Source organism: Pikeienuella sp. (assembly GCF_046290545.1).
In the GTDB taxonomy this organism is placed as follows: Bacteria; Pseudomonadota; Alphaproteobacteria; order Rhodobacterales; family Rhodobacteraceae; genus Pikeienuella.
The window spans coordinates 130,141-152,833 of sequence record NZ_JBKAGV010000007.1 but is presented as its reverse complement, the minus strand read 5'-3'; the positions used below and the strand labels follow the sequence as shown (position 1 = coordinate 152,833).

20 protein-coding genes are annotated in these 22,693 nt (G+C 70.9%); 10 read left to right on the top strand and 10 right to left on the bottom strand.

Features of this window, described 5'->3' with window-relative positions:
- Positions 1-2 precede the first annotated feature (2 nt).
- The 6 genes from ACE37J_RS05780 to ACE37J_RS05755 all read left to right on the top strand — a co-directional run bounded on the left by ACE37J_RS05780 (position 3) and on the right by ACE37J_RS05755 (position 5,683).
- Entirely contained in the window at positions 3-1,520 is a 1,518-nt protein-coding gene (locus ACE37J_RS05780) for a class I adenylate-forming enzyme family protein (RefSeq protein ID WP_409708452.1), read from the top strand.
- 15 nt (positions 1,521-1,535) lie between these two features.
- Positions 1,536-2,174 carry a DsbA family oxidoreductase gene (locus tag ACE37J_RS05775; RefSeq protein ID WP_409708449.1) on the top strand — a complete coding sequence of 213 codons (639 nt, stop codon included), beginning with the start codon at positions 1,536-1,538 and terminating at the stop codon, positions 2,172-2,174.
- Position 2,175: 1 nt separating this feature from the next.
- On the top strand, positions 2,176-3,345 hold the full coding sequence (locus tag ACE37J_RS05770) for a serine hydrolase (RefSeq protein WP_409708446.1): 1,170 nt from the start codon (positions 2,176-2,178) through the stop codon (positions 3,343-3,345).
- Positions 3,346-3,367: 22 nt separating this feature from the next.
- Positions 3,368-3,859 carry a hypothetical protein gene (locus ACE37J_RS05765; protein ID WP_409708443.1) on the top strand — a complete coding sequence of 164 codons (492 nt, stop codon included), beginning with the start codon at positions 3,368-3,370 and terminating at the stop codon, positions 3,857-3,859.
- A 42-nt stretch (positions 3,860-3,901) separates the two neighbouring features.
- Complete coding sequence (locus ACE37J_RS05760; protein ID WP_409708440.1) at positions 3,902-4,264, top strand: hypothetical protein; 363 nt, start codon at positions 3,902-3,904, stop codon at positions 4,262-4,264.
- Positions 4,265-4,330: 66 nt separating this feature from the next.
- A complete protein-coding gene (locus tag ACE37J_RS05755) occupies positions 4,331-5,683 on the top strand; it encodes a PepSY-associated TM helix domain-containing protein (RefSeq protein ID WP_409708437.1) in 1,353 nt (450 codons plus the stop codon).
- A gap of 135 nt (positions 5,684-5,818) precedes the next feature.
- Here the strand turns inward: ACE37J_RS05755 and mfd are convergent, their stop codons facing one another.
- Positions 5,819-9,268 carry a transcription-repair coupling factor gene (gene mfd / locus ACE37J_RS05750; RefSeq protein WP_409708434.1) on the bottom strand — a complete coding sequence of 1,150 codons (3,450 nt, stop codon included), beginning with the start codon at positions 9,266-9,268 and terminating at the stop codon, positions 5,819-5,821.
- Positions 9,269-9,549: 281 nt separating this feature from the next.
- Positions 9,550-10,056 (bottom strand): hypothetical protein, encoded by a 507-nt coding sequence (locus tag ACE37J_RS05745; protein ID WP_409708431.1) that lies wholly within the window; start codon positions 10,054-10,056, stop codon positions 9,550-9,552.
- A gap of 82 nt (positions 10,057-10,138) precedes the next feature.
- On the opposite strand from ACE37J_RS05745, the gene hemB reads away from it, so the two are divergent.
- Positions 10,139-11,137 (top strand): porphobilinogen synthase, encoded by a 999-nt coding sequence (gene hemB, locus ACE37J_RS05740; protein ID WP_409708429.1) that lies wholly within the window; start codon positions 10,139-10,141, stop codon positions 11,135-11,137.
- A gap of 226 nt (positions 11,138-11,363) precedes the next feature.
- Here hemB and ACE37J_RS05735 read toward each other — a convergent pair whose 3' ends face one another.
- The 8 genes from ACE37J_RS05735 to ACE37J_RS05700 form a co-directional block, all read right to left on the bottom strand.
- The gene (locus ACE37J_RS05735) at positions 11,364-12,878 is read right to left on the bottom strand and encodes a UxaA family hydrolase (RefSeq protein WP_409708426.1); all 1,515 of its coding nucleotides are present in this window, start codon (positions 12,876-12,878) and stop codon (positions 11,364-11,366) included.
- A gap of 8 nt (positions 12,879-12,886) precedes the next feature.
- A complete protein-coding gene (locus ACE37J_RS05730) occupies positions 12,887-13,834 on the bottom strand; it encodes a phytanoyl-CoA dioxygenase family protein (protein WP_409708423.1) in 948 nt (315 codons plus the stop codon).
- A 220-nt stretch (positions 13,835-14,054) separates the two neighbouring features.
- Positions 14,055-14,804 carry a hydroxypyruvate isomerase family protein gene (locus ACE37J_RS05725; RefSeq protein ID WP_409708420.1) on the bottom strand — a complete coding sequence of 250 codons (750 nt, stop codon included), beginning with the start codon at positions 14,802-14,804 and terminating at the stop codon, positions 14,055-14,057.
- Positions 14,801-15,448: an aldolase gene (locus ACE37J_RS05720; RefSeq protein WP_409708417.1), complete on the bottom strand. Its 648-nt coding sequence runs from the start codon at positions 15,446-15,448 to the stop codon at positions 14,801-14,803. The genes ACE37J_RS05725 and ACE37J_RS05720 overlap by 4 nt, the downstream gene beginning before the upstream one ends.
- A 91-nt stretch (positions 15,449-15,539) precedes the next feature.
- Positions 15,540-16,802 carry a 3-oxo-tetronate kinase gene (gene otnK / locus ACE37J_RS05715; RefSeq protein WP_409708414.1) on the bottom strand — a complete coding sequence of 421 codons (1,263 nt, stop codon included), beginning with the start codon at positions 16,800-16,802 and terminating at the stop codon, positions 15,540-15,542.
- Entirely contained in the window at positions 16,802-17,695 is an 894-nt protein-coding gene (gene ltnD, locus ACE37J_RS05710) for an L-threonate dehydrogenase (protein ID WP_409708411.1), read from the bottom strand. The genes otnK and ltnD overlap by 1 nt, the downstream gene beginning before the upstream one ends.
- Positions 17,696-17,785: 90 nt before the next feature.
- On the bottom strand, positions 17,786-18,364 hold the full coding sequence (locus tag ACE37J_RS05705) for an NAD(P)H-dependent oxidoreductase (RefSeq protein WP_409708408.1): 579 nt from the start codon (positions 18,362-18,364) through the stop codon (positions 17,786-17,788).
- Between the two features lie 65 nt (positions 18,365-18,429).
- Complete coding sequence (locus tag ACE37J_RS05700) at positions 18,430-19,743, bottom strand: adenylate/guanylate cyclase domain-containing protein (RefSeq protein WP_409708405.1); 1,314 nt, start codon at positions 19,741-19,743, stop codon at positions 18,430-18,432.
- 256 nt (positions 19,744-19,999) lie between these two features.
- Between ACE37J_RS05700 and ACE37J_RS05695 the strand changes: the two genes are divergently transcribed.
- The 3 genes from ACE37J_RS05695 (at position 20,000) to accB (ending at position 22,688) form a co-directional block, all read left to right on the top strand.
- The gene (locus ACE37J_RS05695) at positions 20,000-21,337 is read left to right on the top strand and encodes a M48 family metalloprotease (RefSeq protein WP_409708402.1); all 1,338 of its coding nucleotides are present in this window, start codon (positions 20,000-20,002) and stop codon (positions 21,335-21,337) included.
- A gap of 22 nt (positions 21,338-21,359) precedes the next feature.
- On the top strand, positions 21,360-22,103 hold the full coding sequence (locus ACE37J_RS05690) for a DsbA family protein (protein ID WP_409708399.1): 744 nt from the start codon (positions 21,360-21,362) through the stop codon (positions 22,101-22,103).
- A 108-nt stretch (positions 22,104-22,211) separates the two neighbouring features.
- Positions 22,212-22,688, top strand: coding sequence for an acetyl-CoA carboxylase biotin carboxyl carrier protein (gene accB / locus ACE37J_RS05685; protein WP_409708396.1), 477 nt, complete (start codon positions 22,212-22,214; stop codon positions 22,686-22,688).
- Positions 22,689-22,693 lie beyond the last annotated feature (5 nt).

Genomic DNA, 22,693 nt, shown 5'->3' with positions numbered 1-22,693 from the left:
CCATGCCTCTCCGCCTCAGCGAATGCGATTTCGGCCCGCCGCCGCCCTGCCCCGCCCGATTCAACCTCGCGGCGCACACGATGGGCGCCGGGCCGGAGGCGAAGGTCGCGCTGACGGTCGCGCGGAGCGCGGGGGACCCTTCGCCGGAGCGGCTGACCTATGGCGATCTCCGCCGCCGGGTCGCCCGCGCCGCCGGCGGCCTCCTCGCGCTCGGCGTCGGGCCGGGTGACCGGGTGATGCTGCGGATCGGCCATACGACCGACTTTCCGATCCTCTTCCTCGCCGCCGCCGGAATCGGCGCCGTCCCCGTCCCGACCTCGACGATGCTGACCGGGCCGGAGCTGGAGCATATCCGGGCGGATGTGGGCGCCCGCCTGATCGTCTCCTCCGAACCCCTGCCCGGCGCCGTTCCGCCGGAGGAGATCGACGGGCCGGAGGCCGGCTTCGCCGACACGGGCGCGGACGATCTCGCCTATATCGTCTACACCTCCGGCTCCTCCGGCCGGCCCAAGGGCGTCGCCCACGCCCACCGCGCCGCCTGGGCGCGGCGGATGATGTGGCGCGGATGGTATGGCATGGGGACGGAGGACGTGATGCTCCATGCCGGCGCCTTCAACTGGACCTACACGCTCGGCGCCGGGCTGATGGACCCCTGGGCGATGGGCGCGGCGACGCTGATCTACGCCGGCCCGCGCGACCCCGGCATATGGCCCGCCCTCGCCGCCGAACACGGCGCGACGATCTTCGCCGCCGCGCCGGGGGTTTACCGGCAGCTCCTCAAGTCAGGCGCGAGCCTCGAAGGCTTCGCCGGCCTCCGCCACGTCCTTTCCGCCGGGGAGACGATGGCCGCGCCGCTCCGCGCGGACTGGGAGGCGCGGGCCGGGAAACCGGTCTACGAGGCCTTGGGGATGACGGAGGTCTCCACCTACATCTCCTCCTCGCCCGACCATCCGCCCCGCCCCGGCAAGGCCGGGCGCCCGCAGGAGGGCCGCCGCGTCGCGCTCCTCCCCGTCGAAGGGGGCGAGGAGCCCGTGCCGCTGGGGGAGCCCGGAATCATCGCCGTCCACCGCTCCGACCCCGGCCTCACGCTCGGCTATTGGGGCCGGGAGGCGGAAACCGCGGCCTCGATGCGCGGCGAGTGGTTCCTGACCGGCGATGTCGCTGTGATGGACGAGGACGGATACATCGCCTTCCACGGCAGGGCGGACGACCAGATGAACGCCCTCGGCTACCGCGTCGCGCCGGAGGAGGTGGAGGCGGCCTTCCTCTCCCATCCCGCGGTCACCGGGGCCGCCGCGGTGGAGCTTCCCGTCCGGGCCGATCTCTCCGTCATCGCCGCCTTCCTGACCGTGGAAGGCGCGCAGGAGCCCGCCGCGCTCGAAGCCCATGCAGCGGCGCGACTCGCGGACTACAAGCGCCCCAAGATCGTCCGCATCCTGCCCGATCTCCCGCGCAACCCGAACGGAAAGCTGCGGCGGCGCGATCTCGTCGCGGCGCATGGTTACAAACCCGCCGGATGAGGCCATATTGATCCGATGATCCAGCTCGACGTCATCTCCGATCCGATCTGCCCCTGGTGCTACATCGGCAAGGCCAATCTCGACGCGGCGACGCGCGCGAAGGGGCGGAACCCGTTCGACCTCTCCTGGCGCCCGTTCCAGCTCAACCCCGACATGCCGAAGGGGGGCATGAACCGGCGCGCCTATCTCGCCGCGAAGTTCGGGACCGAGCGCGCCGAAAAGTTCTACAAGCAGATCGAGGATCACGCCCGCGAAGCCGGGCTCGACGTCCGCTTCGACCTGATCGAGACGACGCCGAACACGTTCGACGCGCACCGCCTCATCCGCTGGGCCCGCTCCGCCGACGTGCAGACCCGCGTGGTGGAGGATCTCTTCCTCCGCTATTTCACGAAGGGCGAGAACATAGGGGACCGTGACCTCCTGCTCGACGTGGCGGAGAGCGCGGGGATGGACCGCGCCATCGTCTCCGACCTGCTGGAGACCGACGCGGACCGCGACCTCGTCGCGAACGAGGAGGCGACGGCGCGGAAGATCGGCGTCAACGGCGTGCCGACCTTCATCCTCGCCGGCAAGCATGTCCTCACCGGCGCGCAGCCGCCCGACCTCTGGGAGCGGGTGCTGGACGAGCTGGCCGGCGCCGCGTCTCCGGCCTGACATGCGCGTGCGGTCGCGCCGCCTCGCGCTCATCGGCCTCGCGCTCATTTTCGCGCTCGGCGCCGCCGCGCTCTGGCAGCGGGAGGCGCTGACCCGGCTCCACGCCGTCCTCACACTGTTCGAGCCGGACCGGATCGTCTCGAATTTCGGCCGGATGGGGGAGATCTTCGAATCCCGCCCGATCCCCGTCTCCGGCCCGCCCGCGCCCTTCCCCGAAGGCGCGCCGCTCACCCCGCCCCCGGGCTGGGAGGCGTGGCTGGAGCGCCGCGCGGTCACCGGGATCGTCGTGCTGAGGGACGGCGCCGTGGCGCTGGAGGCCTACCGAATGGGCACGGGGCGGGAGGACGCCCGCATCTCCTGGTCGCTCGCCAAGTCCTATCTCTCCGCGCTGATCGGCATCCTGCTCGAGCGGGGCGAGATCGAAAGCCTCGACGACCCCGTCACGCGCTACGCCCCCGCGCTCTCGGGCGGCGCCTACGACGGCGCCACGGTCCGCAACGTTCTCCGGATGTCCTCCGGCGTCGTCTTCAACGAGGATTATCTCGACTTCTGGAGCGACATAAACCGGATGGGCCGCGTCCTCGCCCTCGGCGGCTCGATGGACGCCTTCGCCGCCGCGCTGAAGGAGCGGGACGCGGAGCCGGGCGCCGCCTGGCGCTACGTCTCCATCGACACCCATGTGCTCGGCATGGTCGCGCGCGGGGCGACGGGGCGGAGCGTCGCGGACCTCATGGCGGAACACCTCCTCGGCCCGATGGGCGCCCACGGCGCACCGCACTACGTTACAGACGGTTACGGCGTCGCCTTCGTGCTCGGCGGGCTGAACCTGACGCTCCGGGACTACGCCGCGCTTGGCGAGCTTTTCCGCAATCACGGCCGGATCGGGGAGCGGCGCATCCTCCCCGAGGCCTGGGTCGTGGAAAGCGCCACGCCCTCCGCCAACACCGCGCCGGGCGAGGCGCAATACGGCTATCAATGGTGGATGCCGGCGGACGCCGGCCCGCGCGAATACATGGCGCGGGGCGTCTACGGGCAGTATATCTATGTGAACGAGCCTGCGGGGCTGGTGATCGCCGTCACCGGCGCGGACCTCGCTTTCCGCGAGCCGGGCGCTTTCGAGGACAGCCTCGCGATGTTCCGCGCCCTCGCGGCCGAGGGCGGCGGCTCCTGACAGCGAGAGGAGGGACGAAGCGATGGACATGATCTTCGGCGGCGTCGCGATGCTGAAGCATGACTGGCGGGCATGGATCGTCATGGCGCTCGTCGCGCTGAAGGCGGCGCATTCCGTCTGGCTCTATTTCCGCTGCCCGGTCGTCTGCGGCCGGCACGAACCCTCGCCGGAGGACATCGCGGCCGCCCGCGCCTATCGCTTCAAGCCGCCGCTGAGCTACCTCATCCTTATGCTCCTCGGCATGGGCCTCGCGATCGGCGGGCTCTACCTCCTCGGCGACCCGCGTCTCGGCCCCATCGCGCTCGGCCTCCTCGTCCTCGGCGTCTTCATCTTCTCCTCCGAGCCCAACCGCCTCACCGTGCAGGGCGCGATGAAGGAGGTGATCGCGACGACGGGGGCCTCGGGCGATGCGAACATCCTGGCGCGGGACAATCTTCGCACCGCCCACCGCGCCCGCGCGGTGATCGAGGTGATCATCGTCGCGGCGGTGGGGGCGCTGCTGTTTCTGCTCTGACCGGGCTGGCGCGGCCGCGCGCCCGGCGCCAAACTTCGGAGCATGATTCGACGCTGGAGACGAGCGCTGCGCCCCGCCGGCGGCCTCTGGGCCGCGCTCGCGCTGTTGCTCCTCGCCTTCCGCGCCTCCGCCTCGGGCCTTGCCCCCGCGCCCGAAGGCTATGTGCCGATCTGCAAGGACGGCGGCATCGTCTGGATCGCGCTGGACGGCGGGCCGGACAAGACGGCGGAGGAGGGCGTCCCCTGCCCCTGGCTCGGCCTCGGCCCGGCGCTCCCCGCCGAAGCGCCCGCCGCCCCCGCGCCGCCCGAACGCGCCGCGGAGGCCGCGCCGCTTGGCTTCGTGGCCGCCCCGGCCGCCCGCGCCCCGCTCCCCTATCGCTCCCGCGCCCCGCCGCCTCTCGCCTGACGCTGCAAGAGACCATGCGCGCCGCCCGCTCCGGGCGGCCCTTCCCCTGCATCCGAAAGACGAGACATGACCGACATCACCGCATCCGCGGCGCCCACGGGCGCGCTCTACCGCGCCGTCTGGCGCTGGCATTTCTACGCCGGGCTCCTCACCCTGCCCTTCATGATCCTGATCGCCGTCACCGGCGCGATCTATCTCTTCAAGGACGAGATCAACGACGCGCTCCATGCCGATCTCCGCCGGGTGGAGCCGCAGGCCTCCGCCCCGCTCGCGCCCTCGCTCCTCGTCGCCGCCGCGCTGGAGGCGGTTCCGGGGACCTTGCGCGGCTACCATCCCCCCGCCGCGCCGGACCGCGCCGCGGTCGTGAAGCTGAGGGACGGCGCGGGGGAGAAGGTCGCCGTCTATCTCGACCCCTATGACGGCGCCGTGCTCGGGCATCACTGGGATGCGGGCTTCGCCGGCTCCCGCGCGATCTGGGTGGTGCGGAAGCTCCACTCGCTCGAATATGTGGGCTGGGTCGGCAACCGGATGATCGAGGCCGTCGCCGGCTGGGCCGTGATCCTCGCGGGAACCGGGCTCTATCTCTGGTGGCCGCGCGGGCGGAAGGTCGGCGTCTTCGCCCCGCGGAAGGCGAAGGGCCGCCCGTTCTGGCGCGACCTCCATGCGGTGACGGGCGCCTACGCCGCGCTCTTCATCGTCTTTCTCGCCATCACCGGGCTTCCCTGGTCCGGCTTCTGGGGCAAGCAGTTCTATGACTTGTCATACAAGGCCGGGATCGGGATGCCCGACGGCTACTGGGAGTCCTATCCCGTCTCGACCGTGCCGACCGGGGAGGCGCTGGAGCGCGCGCCCTGGATTCTGGAGGGCCAGCCCATGCCGCAATCCCTCGCCGCCGCGGGCGTGCCCGTCGGCATGGACCAGATCGTCGCGAAGGCGGAGGCGATGGGGGTCCATCCCGGCTTCGCGCTCAACCCTCCCTCGGGGCCGGAGGGCGTCTTCACCGTCTCGGTCTATCCGGACGACATCACGCATGAGCGGGTCGTGCATTTCGACCAGTATTCGGGCGAGGTCCTCTTCGACATGAAGCTGGCCGATCTCGGCGCCCTCGGCCGCGCGGCGGAATGGGGGATCAGCGTGCATATGGGGCAGGAATTCGGCGTCGTGAACCAGATCGCGATGCTGCTCGCCTGCATCGCCATCGTGCTGATGTCCGTCGCCGCGATGGTTATGTGGTGGAAGCGGCGGCCCGCGGGCGGGCTCGGCGCGCCGTCCATGCCGGCGGATTTCCGCGTTACGAAGGGGATCGCGCTCGTGACGCTCGCGCTCGCCGTCTTCTTTCCGCTGGTCGGGCTCAGCCTCGCGGTCATGCTGCTGATCGACCTCGTGCTGCCGCGCGCGCTCCGGGCGCGGTTGGCGTAGGGGCGCCGTCAAAGAAAGCGTCGGGCCGTCGCCCCGCGTATCGGCCCGACGCGGCGGGTGGCGCCTCGGCCTCGGCATCTCTCCACTGGAGATGCTTCGAGGCCGTGGCGAGGCGACCGAAGGTCGACGCCCGCCCTACCCCGCCAGCGCCTTCGCCAGATCCCGCGCCACGGCGAAGGCGCCCTTCACCTTCGCCTCGCCGTCCTTCCAGTCCCGCCGGATGACGAGCTTGTTCTCGCGCAGCTTGGCGAGCCCGCGCTCCCCCTCGATATAGCCGACTAGCCCCGCCGGGTTCGCCACCTTGTCCCCCCGGAACTGGACGACGCAGCCGCGCTCGCCCGCATCCAGCTTCTCGATATTCGCCTTCCGGCACATCGTCTTGATACGCACGATCCGCAGCAGCGTCTCCACCTCCTCGGGCGGCTTGCCGAAGCGGTCATGCAGCTCCGCCGCGAAGCCTTCGAGGTCGCGCCGCGTCTCCAGAGACGAAAGCCGGCGATAGAGGCCGAGGCGGAGGTCGAGGTCCTCCACGTAAGTATCGGGAATAAGGACCGGAACTCCGAGGCTGATCTTGGGGGACCAGGTCTCCTCAAGCTCCGTCAGCCCTTCGACCTCGCCGGCGCGGAGCTTGGCGATCGTCTCTTCCAGCATCTCCTGATAGAGCTCGTATCCGACCTCCCGGATATGCCCCGACTGCTCCTCGCCAAGCAGGTTCCCCGCCCCGCGAATGTCCATGTCGTGACTCGCCAGCGTGAAGCCGGCGCCGAGCGAATCGAGCGAGGAAAGCACCTTCAGCCGCTTGTCCGCCGCCGGGGTCAGCGGCTTCTTCGGCTCGGTCGTGAAATAGGCGTAGGCCCGCACCTTGGAGCGGCCGACGCGCCCCCGGATCTGGTAAAGCTGCGCCAGCCCGAACATGTCCGCCCGGTGGACGATCAGCGTGTTCGCCGCCGGAATGTCGAGCCCCGATTCGATGATCGTCGTCGCCAGCAGCACGTCATACCGCCCGTCGTAGAAGGCGTTCATCTTCTCGTCGAGCTCGCCCGCCGCCATCTGCCCGTGGCAGGTGACGAAGCTGACCTCGGGCGCGTCCTTCCGGAGGAACTCCTCGATCTCCCCGAGGTCGGAAATGCGCGGGACGACGAAGAAGCACTGCCCGCCGCGATAGCGCTCCCGCAGCAGCGCCTCCCGCACCGTCACCGCGTCGAAGGGCGCGACATAGGTGCGGACGGCGAGCCGGTCCACCGGCGGCGTCGCGATGATCGAAAGCTCGCGCACGCCCGACATGGACATCTGCAGCGTGCGGGGGATCGGCGTCGCCGTCATCGTCAGCACATGGACGTCGGAGCGGAGCCGCTTCAGCCGCTCCTTGTGGGCGACGCCGAAATGCTGCTCCTCGTCGATGATGAGGAGCCCGAGATTGCGGAACTTCACGCCCTTGGCGAGGAGCGCATGGGTGCCAATGACGATGTCCACCGTCCCGTCCGCCAATCCCTCCCGCGTTGCGTCCGCCTCCCGTTGCCCGACGAAGCGGGAAAGCTGCCGCACCTTCAGCGGCAGGCCCTTGAACCGATCCGCGAAGCCTGCCGCATGCTGCCGGGCGAGGAGCGTCGTGGGGCAGATCAGCGCCACCTGCACGCCCGACATGGCGGCGACGAAGGCGGCGCGGAGCGCGACCTCCGTCTTGCCGAAACCCACGTCGCCGCAGACGAGACGGTCCATCGGCCGGCCCGAGGAGAGATCCTCCAGCACGTCCTCGATGGCGCGGAGCTGGTCCTCCGTCTCCTGCCAGGGGAAGCGGGCGCAGAACTCGTCCCAGGCGTGGTCGGGCGGCGTGAAGCGCGGCGCCTCGCGCAGCATCCGCTCTGCGGCGACGCGGATGAGCTTCTCCGCCATGTCGCGGATGCGCTCCTTCAGCTTCGCCTTCTTCGCCTGCCAGGCGCCGCCGCCCAATCGGTCCAGCAACCCTTCCGAATGGCCGTAGCGGGAGAGAAGCTCGACATTCTCGACCGGGAGATAGAGCCGGTCCCCCCCGTGATACTCGACCTCGAGGCATTCATGGGGCGCGCCGAGCGCCTCCACCGTCTTCATCCCCTGATAGCGGCCGACGCCATGCTCCACATGGACGACGAGATCGCCGACGGAGAGCGTGCCCGCCTCGGCGATGAAATTCTCCGCCTTCCGCCGCCGCGTCTTCCGCACGAGGCGTTCGCCGAGAATGTCCTGCTCCGCGATCACCGTCAGGTCGCCGGCGACGAACCCTTCCTCCAGCGGCCAGGTGACGAGCCGGAGCGCGCCCGTCTCCGCCGCCTCCACCTCGCTCCAGCGGCCGGCGGGCTTCGCGCCTGCGAGCCCGTGATCCTCCAGCATGGCGGCGAGCCGCTCCCGCGCCCCGTCCGACCAGGCGGCGATGACGACGCGGCCCTTCGCCCGCCGGTCCCGCACATGGTCGGCCAGCGCGTCGAAGACGTTGACGCCCTCCATCTGCCGTTCGGGCGCGAAGTTGCGCCCCGCCCGCGCGCCGAGGTCGATCACGCCCGGCCCCGGCGCCTCCCGGTGCGGCGTGAAGCGGCGCACGGGCCGGCCCCGGAGCGCCGCCTCCATCTCCGCGGGCGGGAGGTAGAGCGCGGCGGGCGGCGGGGCCTTGTAGGCGGCGCCGCCGCCCTTGCCCTTCGTCGCCGCGCGGCGCGCCTCGTAATGCTCCTCGACCTGCGCCCAGCGCGCCTCCGCCGCCTCCTCCGCGCGGTGGTCAAAGGCGACGGGCGCGCCCGGAAGATAGTCGAACAGCGTCTCCATCGCCTCATGGAGGAGCGGCGCCCAATGCTCCGCGCCCTGATGCTTCCGCCCCGCGCTCACCGCCTCATAGAGCGGGTCGTCCAGCCCCGCCGCGCCGAACATCTCGCGATAGCGGCGGCGGAAGCGGGCGATGCTCTCCGCATCGAGCGGCGCCTCGGTGGCCGGGGCGAGGTCGATGCGTTTGATCCGCTCGATCGTCCGCTGGCTCTCCGCCTCGAAGCGGCGCGCCCCGTCCAGCACGTCGCCGAAAAGGTCGAGCCGGACGGGGTGCTCCGCCCCCGGCGGGAAGATGTCCACGATCCCGCCGCGGAGCGCGAAATCGCCGGGCTCCGTCACCGTGGAGGCGCGGTTGTAGCCGGAGCGGCTCAGATAATCCGTGAGCGCTTCGAGGTCGATCCGCCCGCCCACGGCGGCGGAGAAGCTCCCCGCCCGCACCGCCTCCCGCGCCGGCGCGCGCATCGAGGCGGCGTTCACCGTCGTCAGCACGACGGAGGGGGCGGAGAATCCCTCCGCCAGCGCCGCCAGCGTCGCCATCCGCGCGGCGGTGATCTCCCCGTTCGGGGAAATCCGGTCATAGGGCGTGCAATCCCAGGCGGGGAAGCGGAGCACGGGCAGTTCCGGCGCGAAGAAGGCGAGCGCGTCCGCCATCGCCGCCGCGCGCCGGTCATCCCGCGCCACATGGACGACGGGCCCGCCATGCGCGCGCGCGAGATCGGCGACGACCTTGCCGTCGAAGCCTTCCGGCGTGCCGCCGACACGGAGGTCGGAGGCGGAGGGGGCTTCATCCTTCATCTGGGCTGGCTCCGGAAGGGGCGCACCCGCGCCACGCGGCGCGACCTAGCGCGCATCGGCCCCCGGCTCAACCCTTCGCGCCCGCCGAAGCCGGGGCGAAGCGCTCCCCCACTTCACTTGGCCCGGGCGACCAGCCCGGGCCGCGGCCTCCCTCCCCCCAGGGAGGCCGCATCGCAACGGCGCAAGATGAGCAACCGTTCGAGTTCATGACGACATAAACCGCTGAGCCCGACCGCTCCGAAGCGCCCTCCCGAGGGAGCCCGCGCCCCTCCGCGCGCCGGTCAGAAGCCGCGGAGCAGCGCGTCCGTCCAGCCCGGCCCGTGACGCGCCCCCGCGGCGGAGGCGGCGGCGAGCATGGAGAAGACAGCCGCGGCGGCGGACCAGAGCCGCGCCCGCTCAAACAGTCGCAGCAACCCGTCCCTGCCCGGCGAAGCCTCCGCCGCCCGCATGATCGCGAGGCCGCCCCAGGCCGAGAGCGCCGCCGCGGGCGCAAGAAGGATGAGGAGCCCGAGCGCCGCCTCGCTCCCGCTCCGCCAGGCATAGGTGCCGAGCAGCGCCAGCACGAAGGCCCCCGCACCCGCCGCGAAGCCCGCGCGCCGCCGGATCGTCCGCGCGAAAAGCGAAAGGTTCCGCCGCGCGAAGCGCTCGAACAGCGCGGCGTCCTCCCCGCCCCGCCGCGCCCGCACGAAGAGCTCGTTCGGCACCCCGAACGTGTAATTGCAGACGAGCCCCCAGAAGAGCACGCCGAAGACCCAGTACCAGGGGCTCAGGAATGTCGCATGCGTCATCATCGCGAAGCTGACCCACAACTTGCCGCTTGCAGCATCGCATGGCACGAAGGGGGAGGCAAAGCGCAAAAAGGCGTCACTTATGGTCCAGACTCTCGCCGCTCCCTTCCCCCACACCCGCCCGCGGCGGACCCGTCAGGCCCCCTGGGTGCGGGACCTCGTGCGCGAGAACACGCTCACCGTGGGCGACCTCATCTGGCCGATCTTCGTGCGCGAAGGCGCGGACGGGGAGGAGCCGATCCCCTCCATGCCCGGCGTCTCCCGCCTCACGGTGGACCGGGCGGCGGACGCGGCGGCGCGGGCGGCCGATCTCGGCATCCCCTGCGTCGCGCTCTTCCCCTACACACCGCAGGAGAAGCGGACGGAGGACGCGGCGGAGGCCTGGAACCCCGACAACCTCGTGAACAGCGCAACCCGCGCGATCAAGCGCCTCCGCCCCGGCCTCGGCGTGATGCTGGACGTGGCGCTCGATCCCTATTCCTCCCACGGGCATGACGGCATCCTGAGGGGCGACGAGATCGCGAATGACGAGACGCTGGTGGCGCTGGAGCGGCAGAGCCTCTGTCAGGTCGAGGCGGGGGCGGACATTCTCGGCCCGTCGGACATGATGGACGGCCGCATCGGCGTCATCCGCGCCGCGCTCGAAGCCAACGACTTCACCAACACGCTCATCATGTCCTACGCCGCCAAATACGCCTCCGCCTTCTATGGGCCCTTCCGGGACGCGGTGGGGGCCAGCGGAACCCTGAAGGGGGACAAGAAGACCTACCAGATGGACCCGGCGAACGGAGACGAAGCCCTCCGCGAGGTCGCCATCGACCTCTCCGAAGGGGCGGACATGGTGATGGTGAAGCCCGGCATGCCGTATCTGGACATCTGCCGGAGGGTGAAGGCCGAATTCGGCGCGCCCACCTACGCCTACCAGGTGAGCGGCGAATACGCGATGCTCGCCGGCGCCTGCGACGCGGGCTGGATGGACCGGGGGCGCGTGGTTGCGGAAAGCCTGATGGCGTTCAAGCGGGCGGGGTGCGACGGCGTGCTGACGTATTTCGCGGTGGAGATGGCGGAGGGGTTAAGGTGAGCGGGCGCACGCGGAAGCGTTCGCTGACCTGGCGCGATGCCGTTCAATAATGTCGAAACTCTAGGGTCAGAGATCCGATCAGTGTCCTCAGAGGGCTTCGTCGACGAGTGAATCCCATCCGGCGGGCCGGCGCCTGCGTCGGCATCTTCCGCCGCCAAACCTTGGCGGCGTTCGCCAACGGGCGGAGGCTCGCGTCGATGACGGGCGACCGATCCCTCGCCGCCGCCTACATCACCGCGCCGATCTGCCAGGGCACGAACTCGTAGTCCCCGAGCCCCTGCGCCTCCGACTTCGTCATCTCGCCGGAGGCGACGCGGAGGAGCATCTCGTAGATCTCCCGCCCCACCTCCTCCACGCTCGCGCCTTCGAGGATGCGGCCGGCGTTCACGTCCATGTCCTCGACCATCCGGCCATACATCTCGGAATTCGTCGCGATCTTCACCGAGGGCGCGGGCTTGGCGCCGAAGGCGCTGCCGCGGCCCGTGGTGAAGGTGACGAGGTTGCAGCCGGAGGCGATCTGGCCCGTCACCGAGGCCGGGTCGTAGCCGGGGCTGTCCATGAACGTGAAGCCCTTCGCCGTCACCGGCTCCGCATATTTGTAGACGCCGGTCAGCGGCGTCGTGCCGCCCTTCGCCTGCGCGCCGAGGGACTTTTCGAGGATCGTGGTGAGCCCGCCCTTCTTGTTGCCGGGCGAGGGGTTGTTGTCCATCGAGCCGCGGTTGCGGGCGGTGTAGTCCTCCCACCAGCGGATGAGGCCGATCAGCTTTTCCCCCGTCTTCCGGTCCACGGCCCGGCGGGTGAGGAGATGCTCCGCGCCGTAGATCTCCGGCGTCTCCGCCAGAACGCCCGTCCCGCCCTGCGCCGCGAGAAGGTCGCAGGCATAGCCGAGCGCCGGATTGGCGGTGACGCCGGACCATGCGTCGGAGCCCCCGCATTGCAGCGCCACCATCAGCTCGGAGGCGGGGCACGGCTCCCGCCGCGCCTCGTTCGCGATCGGGAGCATGGCGCGCACCTTCTCGACGCCGAGCTCGATCGTCCGCCTCAGCCCCGCGACGTCCTGGATGTTCATCGTCTGGAACAGCGGCCCGCGTTCGAGCCCGTAGGCCTCCAGCAGCCAGTCGATCTGGTTCATCTCGCAGCCGAGGCCGACCATGAGCACGCCGGCATGGTTCGGATGCTTCGCATAGCCCCACATCACCCGCTGCAGCGCCTCGAACCCCTCGCCCGAGCCCGCCATGCCGCAGCCCGTGCCGTGGACGAAAGCGACGACGCCGTCCACGTTCGGATACTGCGCCATCTCCTCCGGCCCGAAGGCGGCGGCGATCTTCCGCGCCGCGGTGGCGGAGCAGTTCACCGAGGTCAGGATCGCGATGTAGTTGCGCGTTCCCGCCCGGCCCGACTTGCGGCGGTAGCCCATGAACGTGTCGATCTTGGCCGCCGGCGCGGCGGGGCGGAGATCCGTGGAGAATTCATACTCCACCTCCGTCGCCCGGAATTCGACATTGTGGGTGTGGACATGGGCGCCGGCCGCAATGTCCTCCGCCGCGTAGCCGATGACCTGGCTGTATTTCCGCACCACCGCGCCCTTCGGGATCGGCGCGGTCGCGACCTTGTGGCCCCGCGGGATGAGCGCGAGCGCCTTCGCGCCCTCCACATCCGCGCCGACCTCGAGCGGGCGGATCGCGGTGACGACATTGTCGGACGGGTCGAGGCGGACGGTTGCGGCGGCTTGATCTGCCATGATGCTCCTCAGGCGCAGGCGGGCGCGTCCGCGCTCCACCGATGGATCGGGATATGCGGCGCGCGGGCGAGGCGGGCGCGCGCCTCCTCCCACATTCCGCGCCATTCGTCGGCGCTTTGCAATTCGGTTTCGGGCGCCCTGCGGCTGCGGGCGACGAAGCTCGGAAAATGGCTCCGGCCCGTGGGTTGCCCGGTGACGTTATAGCGAACGTCGAAGGACCAGCGGAACCCTTCGGTGCGGTTGACGAGGGAGGCGTGGGCCGTGCCCGGATGGAAGATCACCACGCCGCCCGACTTCACCGGGAGCGGAACGGCGCGCGCGCGGTCCAGCGCGGATTCGGGGATCGAGAGCTGGATGCCCGCCGGGCAATGCGTCTTCAGCGCCTCAAGATGCGTGCGGGGCGCGACCTGGAGGCAGCCGTTCTCCGCCGTCGCGTCGGATATCGCGATCCAGACGGTGACCATCTCCGTCCCGTCCGCCTCGTCATGCGTCACGCCCCGGTCCTGGTGCCAGTCGGTATAGGTGACGTGCGGCCGCACCTCGTCCGCCTTCAGCAGATGCGCGGGCGGCTTGATGCGGACATGCTGGATCGGGTTGGAGGTAATCTCCGGCCCGATCAGCCGCTCCACCACGTCGAGAATGGCCGGGTGGCGGAGGAGCGCGAAGATCGCCGGGCCGAAATGCATCGGCGTCTCCGCCTCGATCACCCCGCCGGGAAGGGAGATGTCCATCGGCTGGAACCAGTCCAGCCCGGCGACATAGGCGGCGCGGAGCCGCCCCTCGAAATCGAGGTCGAGGGTTTCGGCGGCGAGGCGGCCCTCCGCGATCCAGCCCGTGCAGAGGGTTTCGAGAAGCGCGGCGTATTCCGCCTTCACGGCGTCTATCGCGCTCTCCGGAAAGACGTTTTCGAGGACGAGAAACCCCTCCTCGTCCAGCCGCCGCCGCAGATCGTCCATCGCTTCGCTCCCGCCGCCGGCTTCCCCGGCTTCAGCGGACATTCGCGCCGGGCGGGGATTTCCGCAAGGGCGCCCGTTTGCGCTTCCTCCCTCCCGGCGGGAAGGTGGGTGGAGTGAGGGCGCCCGGAGCGCAAGGTCCCGGACCTGATCCGGGACCCCGACGAACGGAGCGCCGCGCGCCACCCCGCGAGGCCCCGGATCAGGTCCGTGGCCTTGGCTTTCAGAGGTAACCCTTCATCCAGCCGAGCCCTTCATCCGTCGTCCCCTTCGGCCGATACTCCGCGCCGAAGAAGCCCTTCCACCCGAGCGCCTCCATCGCGGGCAGGAGCCGCTCATAGGCGATCTCGCCCGTATCGGGCTCCCCCCGCCCCGGCGCGGCGGCGAACTGGACATGGCCGATGAAGGGCATCAGCGCCTCGAACCGGCGGAGGATGTCTCCCTGCATCACCTGCACATGGTAACAGTCGAACATGATGCGGATATTCGCCGCGCCGGTGCGGATTATGATCTCCGCCGCCTGCTCCACCTCGGTCAGGAAATAGTCGGGCGCGTCGCGGGCGTTCAGCGGCTCGATCAGGATCGTCTTGCCGAGGTCGCGCGCCTCCTCCGCCGCGTAGCGGAGATTGGCGATGTAGGTCGCCTCGTCACCGAACCGCCCGGCCATGACATGGACGGCATGCGCGCCCGTCTCGTCCGCCCATTCGAGCGCCTGGTCGATGCCGGCGCGGGCCTCCGCCTCCCGCCCCTTCAGCGCGGCGAGGCCGTTCTCCCCCGCCTCGCCCCGCACGGTGTTGACGCCGAGGAGCGACAGCCCCGTCTCCTCCAGCGCGGCGCGGGCGACCTCGGCGTGCGTCTCGTAGGGCCAGTGCATCTCCACCGCCTGGAAGCCCGCCGCCTTCGCGCGCCGGATCGCATCCGTCAGCGCCAATTCAGTCCAGAGAAACCCGAGATTGGCCGAAAAGCGCATCATTCCCCCCATTCCGCCCCGAACGTCCTTACAAGGTCGGCGATCTCCGCATCGTTAAGGCCGCGCGGGGCCATGCCGCGCGTGAGGAGCGCGAGCTTCGCCGTCTCCTCCAGTTCCTCCATCGCGAAGACGGCGGCTTCAAGGTCCTTCCCCGCCACGACCGGCCCGTGATTGGCGAGGAGGACGGCGGAGCGGCGGCCCGCAAGGCTCCGCACCGCATCCCCCATCGCGGGGTCGCCGGGCCGGAAATAGGGAAGAAGCTTCACCTTGCCTACGCGCATCACCGAATAGGCGGTGAGCGGCGGCAGCACGCAATCCGGGTCCGTTTCCGGCAGGATCGACAGCGCGACGGAATGGACGGAATGGAGGTGGACGACCGCCCCCGCCCCCGCCCGCGTCTCGTAGAAGGCGGAGTGGAGCGGCATCTCCTTCGTCGGCGGATCGCCGGAGAGGAGCCGCCCCGCCGCGTCGAGCCGGGAGAGGCGCGCCGGGTCGAGCGCGCCGAAGCCGGAGCCGGTGGGCGTGACGAGGAGCCCGCCATCCTCCGTCCGCGCGGAAATGTTGCCTGAGGAGCCGGGCGTGAGCCCCCGCGCATGGAGCGAGGCGGCGAAGCGGCAGATCGCCTCGCGGAGGGCGCACTCGGTCATCGTCCGAAGGCCCCAAAGAAGGGGCACTCGAAATTATCCTTATGAATCAACGAAAAAATGCCTATAACCATGGTTATGCCGGCGCGGGGCCTCATCCCTCCCCCCCTTTTCGCGGCGGGGCGAGCGCCGCGACGGCGCGGGCGAAGAAGTCCTCGCCCCCGAAATTGCCCGACTTGAGGGCGAGCGCGAGGCCCCTGCCCTCGGCCTTGAGCGCCGGCACGCCCGGGTCGATCTCCGGCCCGATCTCCAGCGCCGCGACGCCGAGCGCCTCGACCACGGCGCCCGAAGTCTCCCCGCCCGCGGTGACGAGGCGGGTGACGCCGCCCTCGACGAGGGCGACCGCCGCCTCCCCCATCAGCCGCTCGATCCGGCCGGCGACCTCCTCCCGCCCGAACCGCTCCTGAGCGGCGGCGACCACGGCGGGATCGGCCGAGGAATAGACGAGCGGGACACCGCGCTGCGCGAGCGCCCATTCGGCCGCCTGTCCGCCGTCGATCTCCCCGGCCATGACAGCCTCAGCCGTCACCTCCAGCTTCGGCCCGTCATGCGCCGCGACCTGCCCGCGCGTCGCGTTCGAGCAGGAGCCGGAAAGGATCGCGGCGCGCCCCAGCACGCCGGCCCATGCGCCGCCGCCGCCCTTCAGGAGCCCGGCGCGGCGGAAATTCTCCGGCAGGCCCATCGCAATCCCGGAGCCTCCCGTCACCAGCTTCAACCCGTCCGCCGCGGCGCCGAGCGCCAGCAGGTCCGCATCCGACGTCGCGTCCGTCACGATCAACCGCCGCCCCGCCTCCGCCTCCGCCTCGAGCGCGCGGCGGATCGCGGCGGCGCCGGCGGAGACCGTCTTCGCCGGAACATGGCCGACCTTCATCCGCGTCTGCCGGGCGAGCCAGCGCCGGATGTCCGGGTCGGTCATCGGGGTGAGCGGGTGTTTCTCCATCCCGGATTCGGAAAGGAGCCTCTCCCCCACGAAGAGATGCCCCTGGAAAATCGTGCGCCCGGCGCCAGGAAAGGCGGGGCAGACGATCACCCGCGTCTCCCCCAAGGCCTTCGCCATCGCTTCCGCCACCGGGCCGATATTGCCTTCGGGCGTCGAATCGAAGGTCGAGCAATACTTGAAGACGAACTGCCTGCACCCCTGTTCCGCCAGCCATTCCAGCGCGAGGAGGGAGAGGCGAACGGCCTCCTTCGGATCGATGGTGCGGGACTTCAGCGCCACGACGCCCGCCTCCACTCCCGGCGCGGCTGGGCCTGTCGGCACGCCGGAATACTGCGTCACCCGCATCCCCGCCTTCGCCAGCGTGTTGGCGAGGTCGGAGGAGCCGGTGAAATCGTCGCCGATGCAGCCGAGCAGCATCACGCATCCCCCGGCAGCTTGAGACCCGCATTGCGGGCGTAGACCTTGGCGACCGCCGAATCGTCCTCCCGCCCGAGGCCGGAGCCGGAGGCGGCGACGAATTGCTGGAGCGCGGCGGCGGTAAGCGGGGCGGAGAATTTCGCGCGCCCCGCGATGTCGAGCACGATGCCGAGATCCTTCAGCCAGATGTCCACGGCGGAGAGCGGCGTGTAATCCCCGTCGCGGATATGCGGCCCCCGGTTCTCGAAGGCCCAGGAGGTTCCGGCGCATTTCGAGATCACGTCGAGCGTCTGCTCCGGGGAGACGCCCTGAGTCATCCCGAAGGTGATCGCCTCCGCCGCCGCAGCGATATGGACGCCGACGAGAAGCTGGTTGACCGCCTTCATCGCGCTCCCGGCCCCCGGCTCCGCGCCGAGGCGGAACACCGTCTCCGCCATCGCATCGAGCGCGGGCGCGGCGGCGGCGAAGGCGGCTTCGGAGCCCGAGGCGAGGATGGTGAGCCTCCCGGCCCGCGCCTTGCCGGCGCCGCCGGAGATCGGCGCGTCGAGATAGAGAAGCCCCATCGCCTCCGCCCGCGCCGCGAGGCTCCGGGCGAAATCGGGGGAGACGGTCGGGCAGCAGACCACCGCCGCGCCCTTCCGAATGAGCGGCGCAAGGCCCTCCGGCCCGAAGAGCGCCGCCTCCGCCTGCGCGCCGTTGAGGACGACAAGGACAAGGATGTCGAGCGCGGGCGCGACTTCCGCCAGCGGCGCGGCCCCGCCGCCCTCGCTCCGGAAGGCGGCGAGCGCCGCCTCGTTCAGGTCATGCCCCGTCACCTCATGCCCGGCTTCGAGACAGGCGCGCGCCATGCCGCCCCCCATCGCGCCGAGCCCTACGACACCGATCTTCGCCATGCGTCCTCCCCTGACCCTCTTTCGAGATAACACCCATTCGGGGGGCGGGGGAAAGGGCGGCGATTCACAAAGCGGGGCGGAGCGGCGCGCTCAGCCCGCTGCGGCGCCGAGGCGGCGAACCTCCTCCAGCCATTTCGCGCGGGTCCCGGGCGCGGCGTCGTCTATCCCGCCGAACACCATGTCCCGCACCGGGCTCATGCCGACGAAGCCGAGGATATGGCGGCGGAGCAGCTTCGTCGCCGCCGAGCCGTAGACGAGCCGGTAGACGAGGCGCGGCATCTGCATGGTGACGATGGACCGGGCGCTCCGCCCGGTCAGCAGCGGGCGGAAGAAGCGCGGCTTCTCGATCTCCTCCATCGCAAAGCCCATCGTCAGCGACCGTTCGAGGAAGCCTTTCAGGATCGCCGGCATGTCGCCGAACCAGAGCGGCCAGACGAGGACGAGATGCTGCGCCCGGCCGATCGCCTCCCGCGCGGCGGTCAGCTCCGGCTCTTCGGGCTCGTGCGGCGTGAAGCCGGTGCGGAGCACCGGGTCGACGGGCAGCGCGCCGAGGTCGATCCGCTCGACCTCATGGGCTGCAGAGCGGGCGCCGGCCTCGTAGGCGTCGGCCAGCGCGGCGCAGAAGCTGGCGGGTTTCGGGTTTCCGTTCACGATCAGGATTCGGGTCATTGCGTCTCCCTCCGCATGGATCGGGGGAGTATCCGGCGCCGCGCCGCGCGGCGCCTTGAGCGAGATCAGGCGCGGGCGAGCGTGGCGGGGCCGAAGGCGACGAGATCGACGCGAGCGGCGACGCCCTCCACCCGCTCCGCCGGCAGATCGTCGAAGGCGCCCGCGCCGGCGAAGCCCTGCGAGACGGCGCGGCGCAGCGTCTCCGCCGTCGCGAGGCCGGGGCGGAGGGCGGCCTTGCAATGCTTCTCGACCCTGGAGGCGAGATTCACGACCTCCCCCAGAACCGTGAATTCGAGCCGCGACTCGACGCCCGTGACGCCGACCAGCGCCTCCCCCGCCGAGACGCCGATCCCGAGCGCGACGGGCGGCTCCCCCCGCCCGCGCCGCGCCGCGTTCCAGGCCTCCGCGGCTTCGAGCGCGGCGAGGGCGGCGCGGAGCGCGTCCGCCGCGTGGGTATCGCTCGGGCGCGCGGCGCCGAAGGTGGCGAGCACGCCATCCCCGAGATACTTGTCGATCACGCCGCCATTCGCCTCCACGGCCGGAACGACGCAGGCGTGGAACCCGGCGAGGAGCGCGATCGTTCCCTCCGGCCCGAGGCGGGCGGAGCGGCTGGTGAAATCCCTGAGATCGAAGAAGACGACCGCCATCTCCCTCAACGCCGCCTCGCCCGGCCGGTGCGCAAGGTCCGCCCCCCTGATCTCCCCGGCCACGTCGGCCGCAAAGAAGCGCGAGAGGGCGGCGGCGGCGTGGGCCTCGCTGGCCGAGCGCTCCATCAGCCGCCGCGCACGCACGACCGCGAGCGCGAGCACGGCGGTGACGGCGACGATGGAGATGATCTTGTCCACCTCGGCGCCGATCAGGATCGAATGCGAGGTCATGTATTCGGCGAAGCTGTTGGTGATCTTCATCTCACCGCCCGTGACCACGGCGTAAAGCACGAGGACGAGCCAGCCGACGACCGCCGCGGCGCCGGCGAGCAGCACGTAGCCGACCTCGAAGCGGAGCGTCCGGAGCGCGATGAGGATGAAGACATAAAGGAGCGTCGGCGCCTTCAGATAGATCGTCGCCGGCTCCTCGTATTGCAGGTGGAAGCTCCAGATCGTCACCATCAGCACGGCGACGTCCACCACCACCGAAAGCCCGAGGAAGACCGGGCCGAGCCGCCCGGCGAGGGCGAGCCAGAGCCGGATTCCGGTGAACACCGCATAGGCCGCGAGCGCGAGCGGCACCGGCTCGAACATGACGTCGGGGGGAAAGGCCTTCGGGGTCAGCGCGTAGAAGACGCCGAAGACGGCGATGGCGGCGAATTGCGCGAGGCAGACGAGCACCTCGCTCCGCGCCTGGTCGCGCTCGATCGCGCGCCGCGCCTCGGCCGGCATCCTCGCCGGCGATGGCGGGCCGAGGAGGAGACGCGGGAGCAGGGAACGGCGACGCTGGCGCGCCGCCGCGCGGTTTGGATCCGGTTTCAGCTCCTCCTCCTTTCCGCGACCCGCCGCGACCGACCGTAGATGGGCGTTCTCGGCTGAAACACCTTTCAGAAAGGCGTGATGAGCGCCAGCCGCCCGTCGGCCCCACGCCTTGAAAAGAGGCCCTCCGCGCGCCTAAGTGGACGAGGGGCGAGACAGGGAGAGGCCAGTGCGACGCATCCTCCGGTTCGGCGCCGCGGCGCTCGTCGCATTCTCCGGCCAGGCGGATGCGCGCACGCTCATCCGGGATGCGGAGATCGAGGCGACGCTGGAGCGTCTCTCCCGCCCGATCTTCGAGGCTGCGGGGCTGGCGCCCGAATCCGTCGACATCTTCATCCTGCAGGACAATTCGCTCAACGCCTTTGTCTTTGGCGGGCGGAACATGGTGTTCCATACCGGCCTCCTCTCCCGCATCGAACGGCCCGAGGCGCTGATGGGCGTGATCGCGCACGAGACGGGGCACATCACCGGCGGCCATCTCGTGCGCCGCCAGATCAATGCGGAGAACCTGCAGGGTCCGCTCGCGCTCGGCCTCGCGCTTTCCGCCCTCGCCGGCGTGGCGAGCGGGAGCCCGCAAGTCGGCATCGCCGGCGCGCTCGGAACCGAAAACGCGATCCGCCGCAGCTTCCTCGCCTATAGCCGCGGGGAGGAATCGGCGGCGGACCAGGCGGGCGCGACCTACATGGAGCGCGCCGGCGTGGACCCGGGAGCGGTGCTGGACGTGCTGCGCATCTTCCGCGGTCAGGAGGTGTTCCAGGCGGGCAACATCGACCCCTACGCCGTCACCCACCCGCTCTCGCGCGAGAGAATCGCGCTGCTGGAGGACAGGGCGGCGTCGAGCCCGGCGCGCGGCGCGGCGGCGGGGCCGGACCTCGCCTACTGGCACGCGCGGATGCGGGCCAAGCTCGACGCCTTCATCAACTCGCCGGACCGGACGCTCGCCCGCCTCGACGCGGAGGGGAACCCGCGTGACGAGCTGAGCGAGCTGAAGCGCGCAGTCGCGCTCCATCGCCGGCCCGACACCGAGGGCGCGCTGGCGGCGGTGGACCGGCTGATCGCGCTCCGGCCGGAGGACCCTTTCTATCACGAGCTGAAGGGCCAGATCCTCTTCGAGAGCGGGCGGGGCGCGGCGGCCGTGGAGCCGCTGCGCCGCGCCGTCGCCCTCGCGCCGGGGGAGGCGCTGATCCGCGGCGCGCTCGGGCGCGCGCTCCTCGCGCTGAACGACCCGGCCTCGGACGGCGAGGCGCTGGAGACGCTGGAGGCGGCGACGCGCGGCGGCGCGTCGGAGCCGGCGGTGCTGCGCGACCTCGCCCTCGCCTATGCCCGCGCCGGGCGGGACGGAGACGCCGCGCTCGCCACGGCGGAGCGCTTCGCCCTCGTCGGCGAGCCGCGGGACGCGCTCAGACACGCGCGCCGCGCGCTCGATCAACTTCCCGTGGGCTCGCCCGGATGGCTCCGGGCGGACGACATTCGGGCTGTCGCGGAGCGCACGCTCTCTGCTAACTGAGGGCGACGAGAAAGGACCGCCCATGATGAAACGCCTCGCCGCCCCGATCTTCGCGCTCTGCGCGCTCCTCGCCGCCCCCGCCTCCGCCGAGGGGCTGGACGACGCCGCGCGGGCCGAGATCAACGCCATGATCCGGGACTATATCCTAGACAATCCGGAAGTGATCGTGGAGGCGATGCAGGTTCTGGAGCAGCGCCAGAAGGCGGCGGAGGCCGGGCGCGACGCCGACATGATCGCCGCCAACGCCGACGCGATCTACGAGGACGGCTTCAGCCATGTCGGCGGCGCGCCGGACGGGGACGTTACGGTCGTCGAGTTCATCGACTACCGTTGCCCCTACTGCAAGCGGGCGCACGCCAGCGTCGCCGAACTCATGGAGGCGGACCCGAAGGTGCGGCGCATCATCAAGGAATTCCCGATTCTCGGGCCTGAAAGCACCTATGCGAGCCGCGCGGCCATCGCCGCCATGATGCAGGGCGGCGCGATCTACGAGGCGTTCGGCGACGCGATGATGACGCATCAGGGCGAGCTGAACGAGCGCGCCGTCCTGCGCCTCGCCGGGGAGGCGGGGGCGGATGTCGAGCGGCTGAAGGCGGACATGGAGAAACCCGAGATCGCCGAGAACATCCGCAAGACCTACGCCCTCGCCCGCCAGCTCGGCATCAGCGGCACGCCAGGCTTCATCATCGGAGAGCGGATCGTGCGCGGCTTCGTGCCGGCGGACGCGCTCCGCGATCTCGTTGCGGAAGCGCGCCGCGCGGGGTGAGCCGCGATTGACCGGAAGCCGCACGCGCGTATAACGCGCCGCACGCAGAGCGCGCGACGCGCCGGATACGCGCCTGAACCGCGCCGGGCGCGATAGAGAGGGAGCCGCATGGCCGGACATCAGGACGAGGATGTGGGGTTCATCGAGGCGCTCGCCCGCCTCCTCCGCGAGCATGACCTCACCGAGATCGAGGTGAACCGGGAGGAAGGCGAGGAGCGGGCGCTCAATGTGCGCCTTTCCCGCCAGATTGCGGCGGCTCCGGTCTATGCCGCGGCGCCGGCGCCGATGGCGGCCGCGCCGGCCGCCCCTGCGGCTGCGGTCTCGGCGGCCCCGGAAGACCCGGCCCAGCATCCGGGCGCGGTGACCTCGCCGATGGTCGGCACCGTCTATCTCTCGCCCGAGCCCGGCGCGCCGGCCTTCGTGAAGACCGGCGACCAGGTGAAGGAGGGGCAGACGCTCCTCATCGTCGAGGCGATGAAGACGATGAACCAGATCCCGTCGCCCCGCACCGGGACGGTGCGGCGGATCATGGTCGATGACGGCCAGGCCGTCGAATACGGCGCGCCGCTCGTCATCGTCGAATAGGCGGC

Excerpts from the sequence above, each read along its gene's own strand:
- ltnD (WP_409708411.1), bottom strand. The coding sequence starts at position 17,695 with ATGGCGAAGATCGGTGTCGTAGGGCTCGGCGCGATGGGGGGCGGCATG.
- ACE37J_RS05775 (WP_409708449.1), top strand. The coding sequence starts at position 1,536 with ATGATCCAGCTCGACGTCATCTCCGATCCGATCTGCCCCTGGTGCTAC.
- ACE37J_RS05735 (WP_409708426.1), bottom strand. The coding sequence starts at position 12,878 with ATGGCAGATCAAGCCGCCGCAACCGTCCGCCTCGACCCGTCCGACAAT.
- ACE37J_RS05770 (WP_409708446.1), top strand. The coding sequence starts at position 2,176 with ATGCGCGTGCGGTCGCGCCGCCTCGCGCTCATCGGCCTCGCGCTCATT.
- ACE37J_RS05705 (WP_409708408.1), bottom strand. The coding sequence starts at position 18,364 with ATGACCCGAATCCTGATCGTGAACGGAAACCCGAAACCCGCCAGCTTC.
- ACE37J_RS05720 (WP_409708417.1), bottom strand. The coding sequence starts at position 15,448 with ATGACCGAGTGCGCCCTCCGCGAGGCGATCTGCCGCTTCGCCGCCTCG.
- ACE37J_RS05700 (WP_409708405.1), bottom strand. The coding sequence starts at position 19,743 with ATGCCGGCCGAGGCGCGGCGCGCGATCGAGCGCGACCAGGCGCGGAGC.
- ACE37J_RS05730 (WP_409708423.1), bottom strand. The coding sequence starts at position 13,834 with ATGGACGATCTGCGGCGGCGGCTGGACGAGGAGGGGTTTCTCGTCCTC.
- ACE37J_RS05755 (WP_409708437.1), top strand. The coding sequence starts at position 4,331 with ATGACCGACATCACCGCATCCGCGGCGCCCACGGGCGCGCTCTACCGC.
- ACE37J_RS05760 (WP_409708440.1), top strand. The coding sequence starts at position 3,902 with ATGATTCGACGCTGGAGACGAGCGCTGCGCCCCGCCGGCGGCCTCTGG.
- otnK (WP_409708414.1), bottom strand. The coding sequence starts at position 16,802 with ATGCTGCTCGGCTGCATCGGCGACGATTTCACCGGCTCCTCCGACCTC.
- mfd (WP_409708434.1), bottom strand. The coding sequence starts at position 9,268 with ATGAAGGATGAAGCCCCCTCCGCCTCCGACCTCCGTGTCGGCGGCACG.
- ACE37J_RS05780 (WP_409708452.1), top strand. The coding sequence starts at position 3 with ATGCCTCTCCGCCTCAGCGAATGCGATTTCGGCCCGCCGCCGCCCTGC.
- ACE37J_RS05765 (WP_409708443.1), top strand. The coding sequence starts at position 3,368 with ATGGACATGATCTTCGGCGGCGTCGCGATGCTGAAGCATGACTGGCGG.
- ACE37J_RS05690 (WP_409708399.1), top strand. The coding sequence starts at position 21,360 with ATGATGAAACGCCTCGCCGCCCCGATCTTCGCGCTCTGCGCGCTCCTC.
- ACE37J_RS05725 (WP_409708420.1), bottom strand. The coding sequence starts at position 14,804 with ATGATGCGCTTTTCGGCCAATCTCGGGTTTCTCTGGACTGAATTGGCG.
- hemB (WP_409708429.1), top strand. The coding sequence starts at position 10,139 with ATGGTCCAGACTCTCGCCGCTCCCTTCCCCCACACCCGCCCGCGGCGG.
- accB (WP_409708396.1), top strand. The coding sequence starts at position 22,212 with ATGGCCGGACATCAGGACGAGGATGTGGGGTTCATCGAGGCGCTCGCC.
- ACE37J_RS05745 (WP_409708431.1), bottom strand. The coding sequence starts at position 10,056 with ATGACGCATGCGACATTCCTGAGCCCCTGGTACTGGGTCTTCGGCGTG.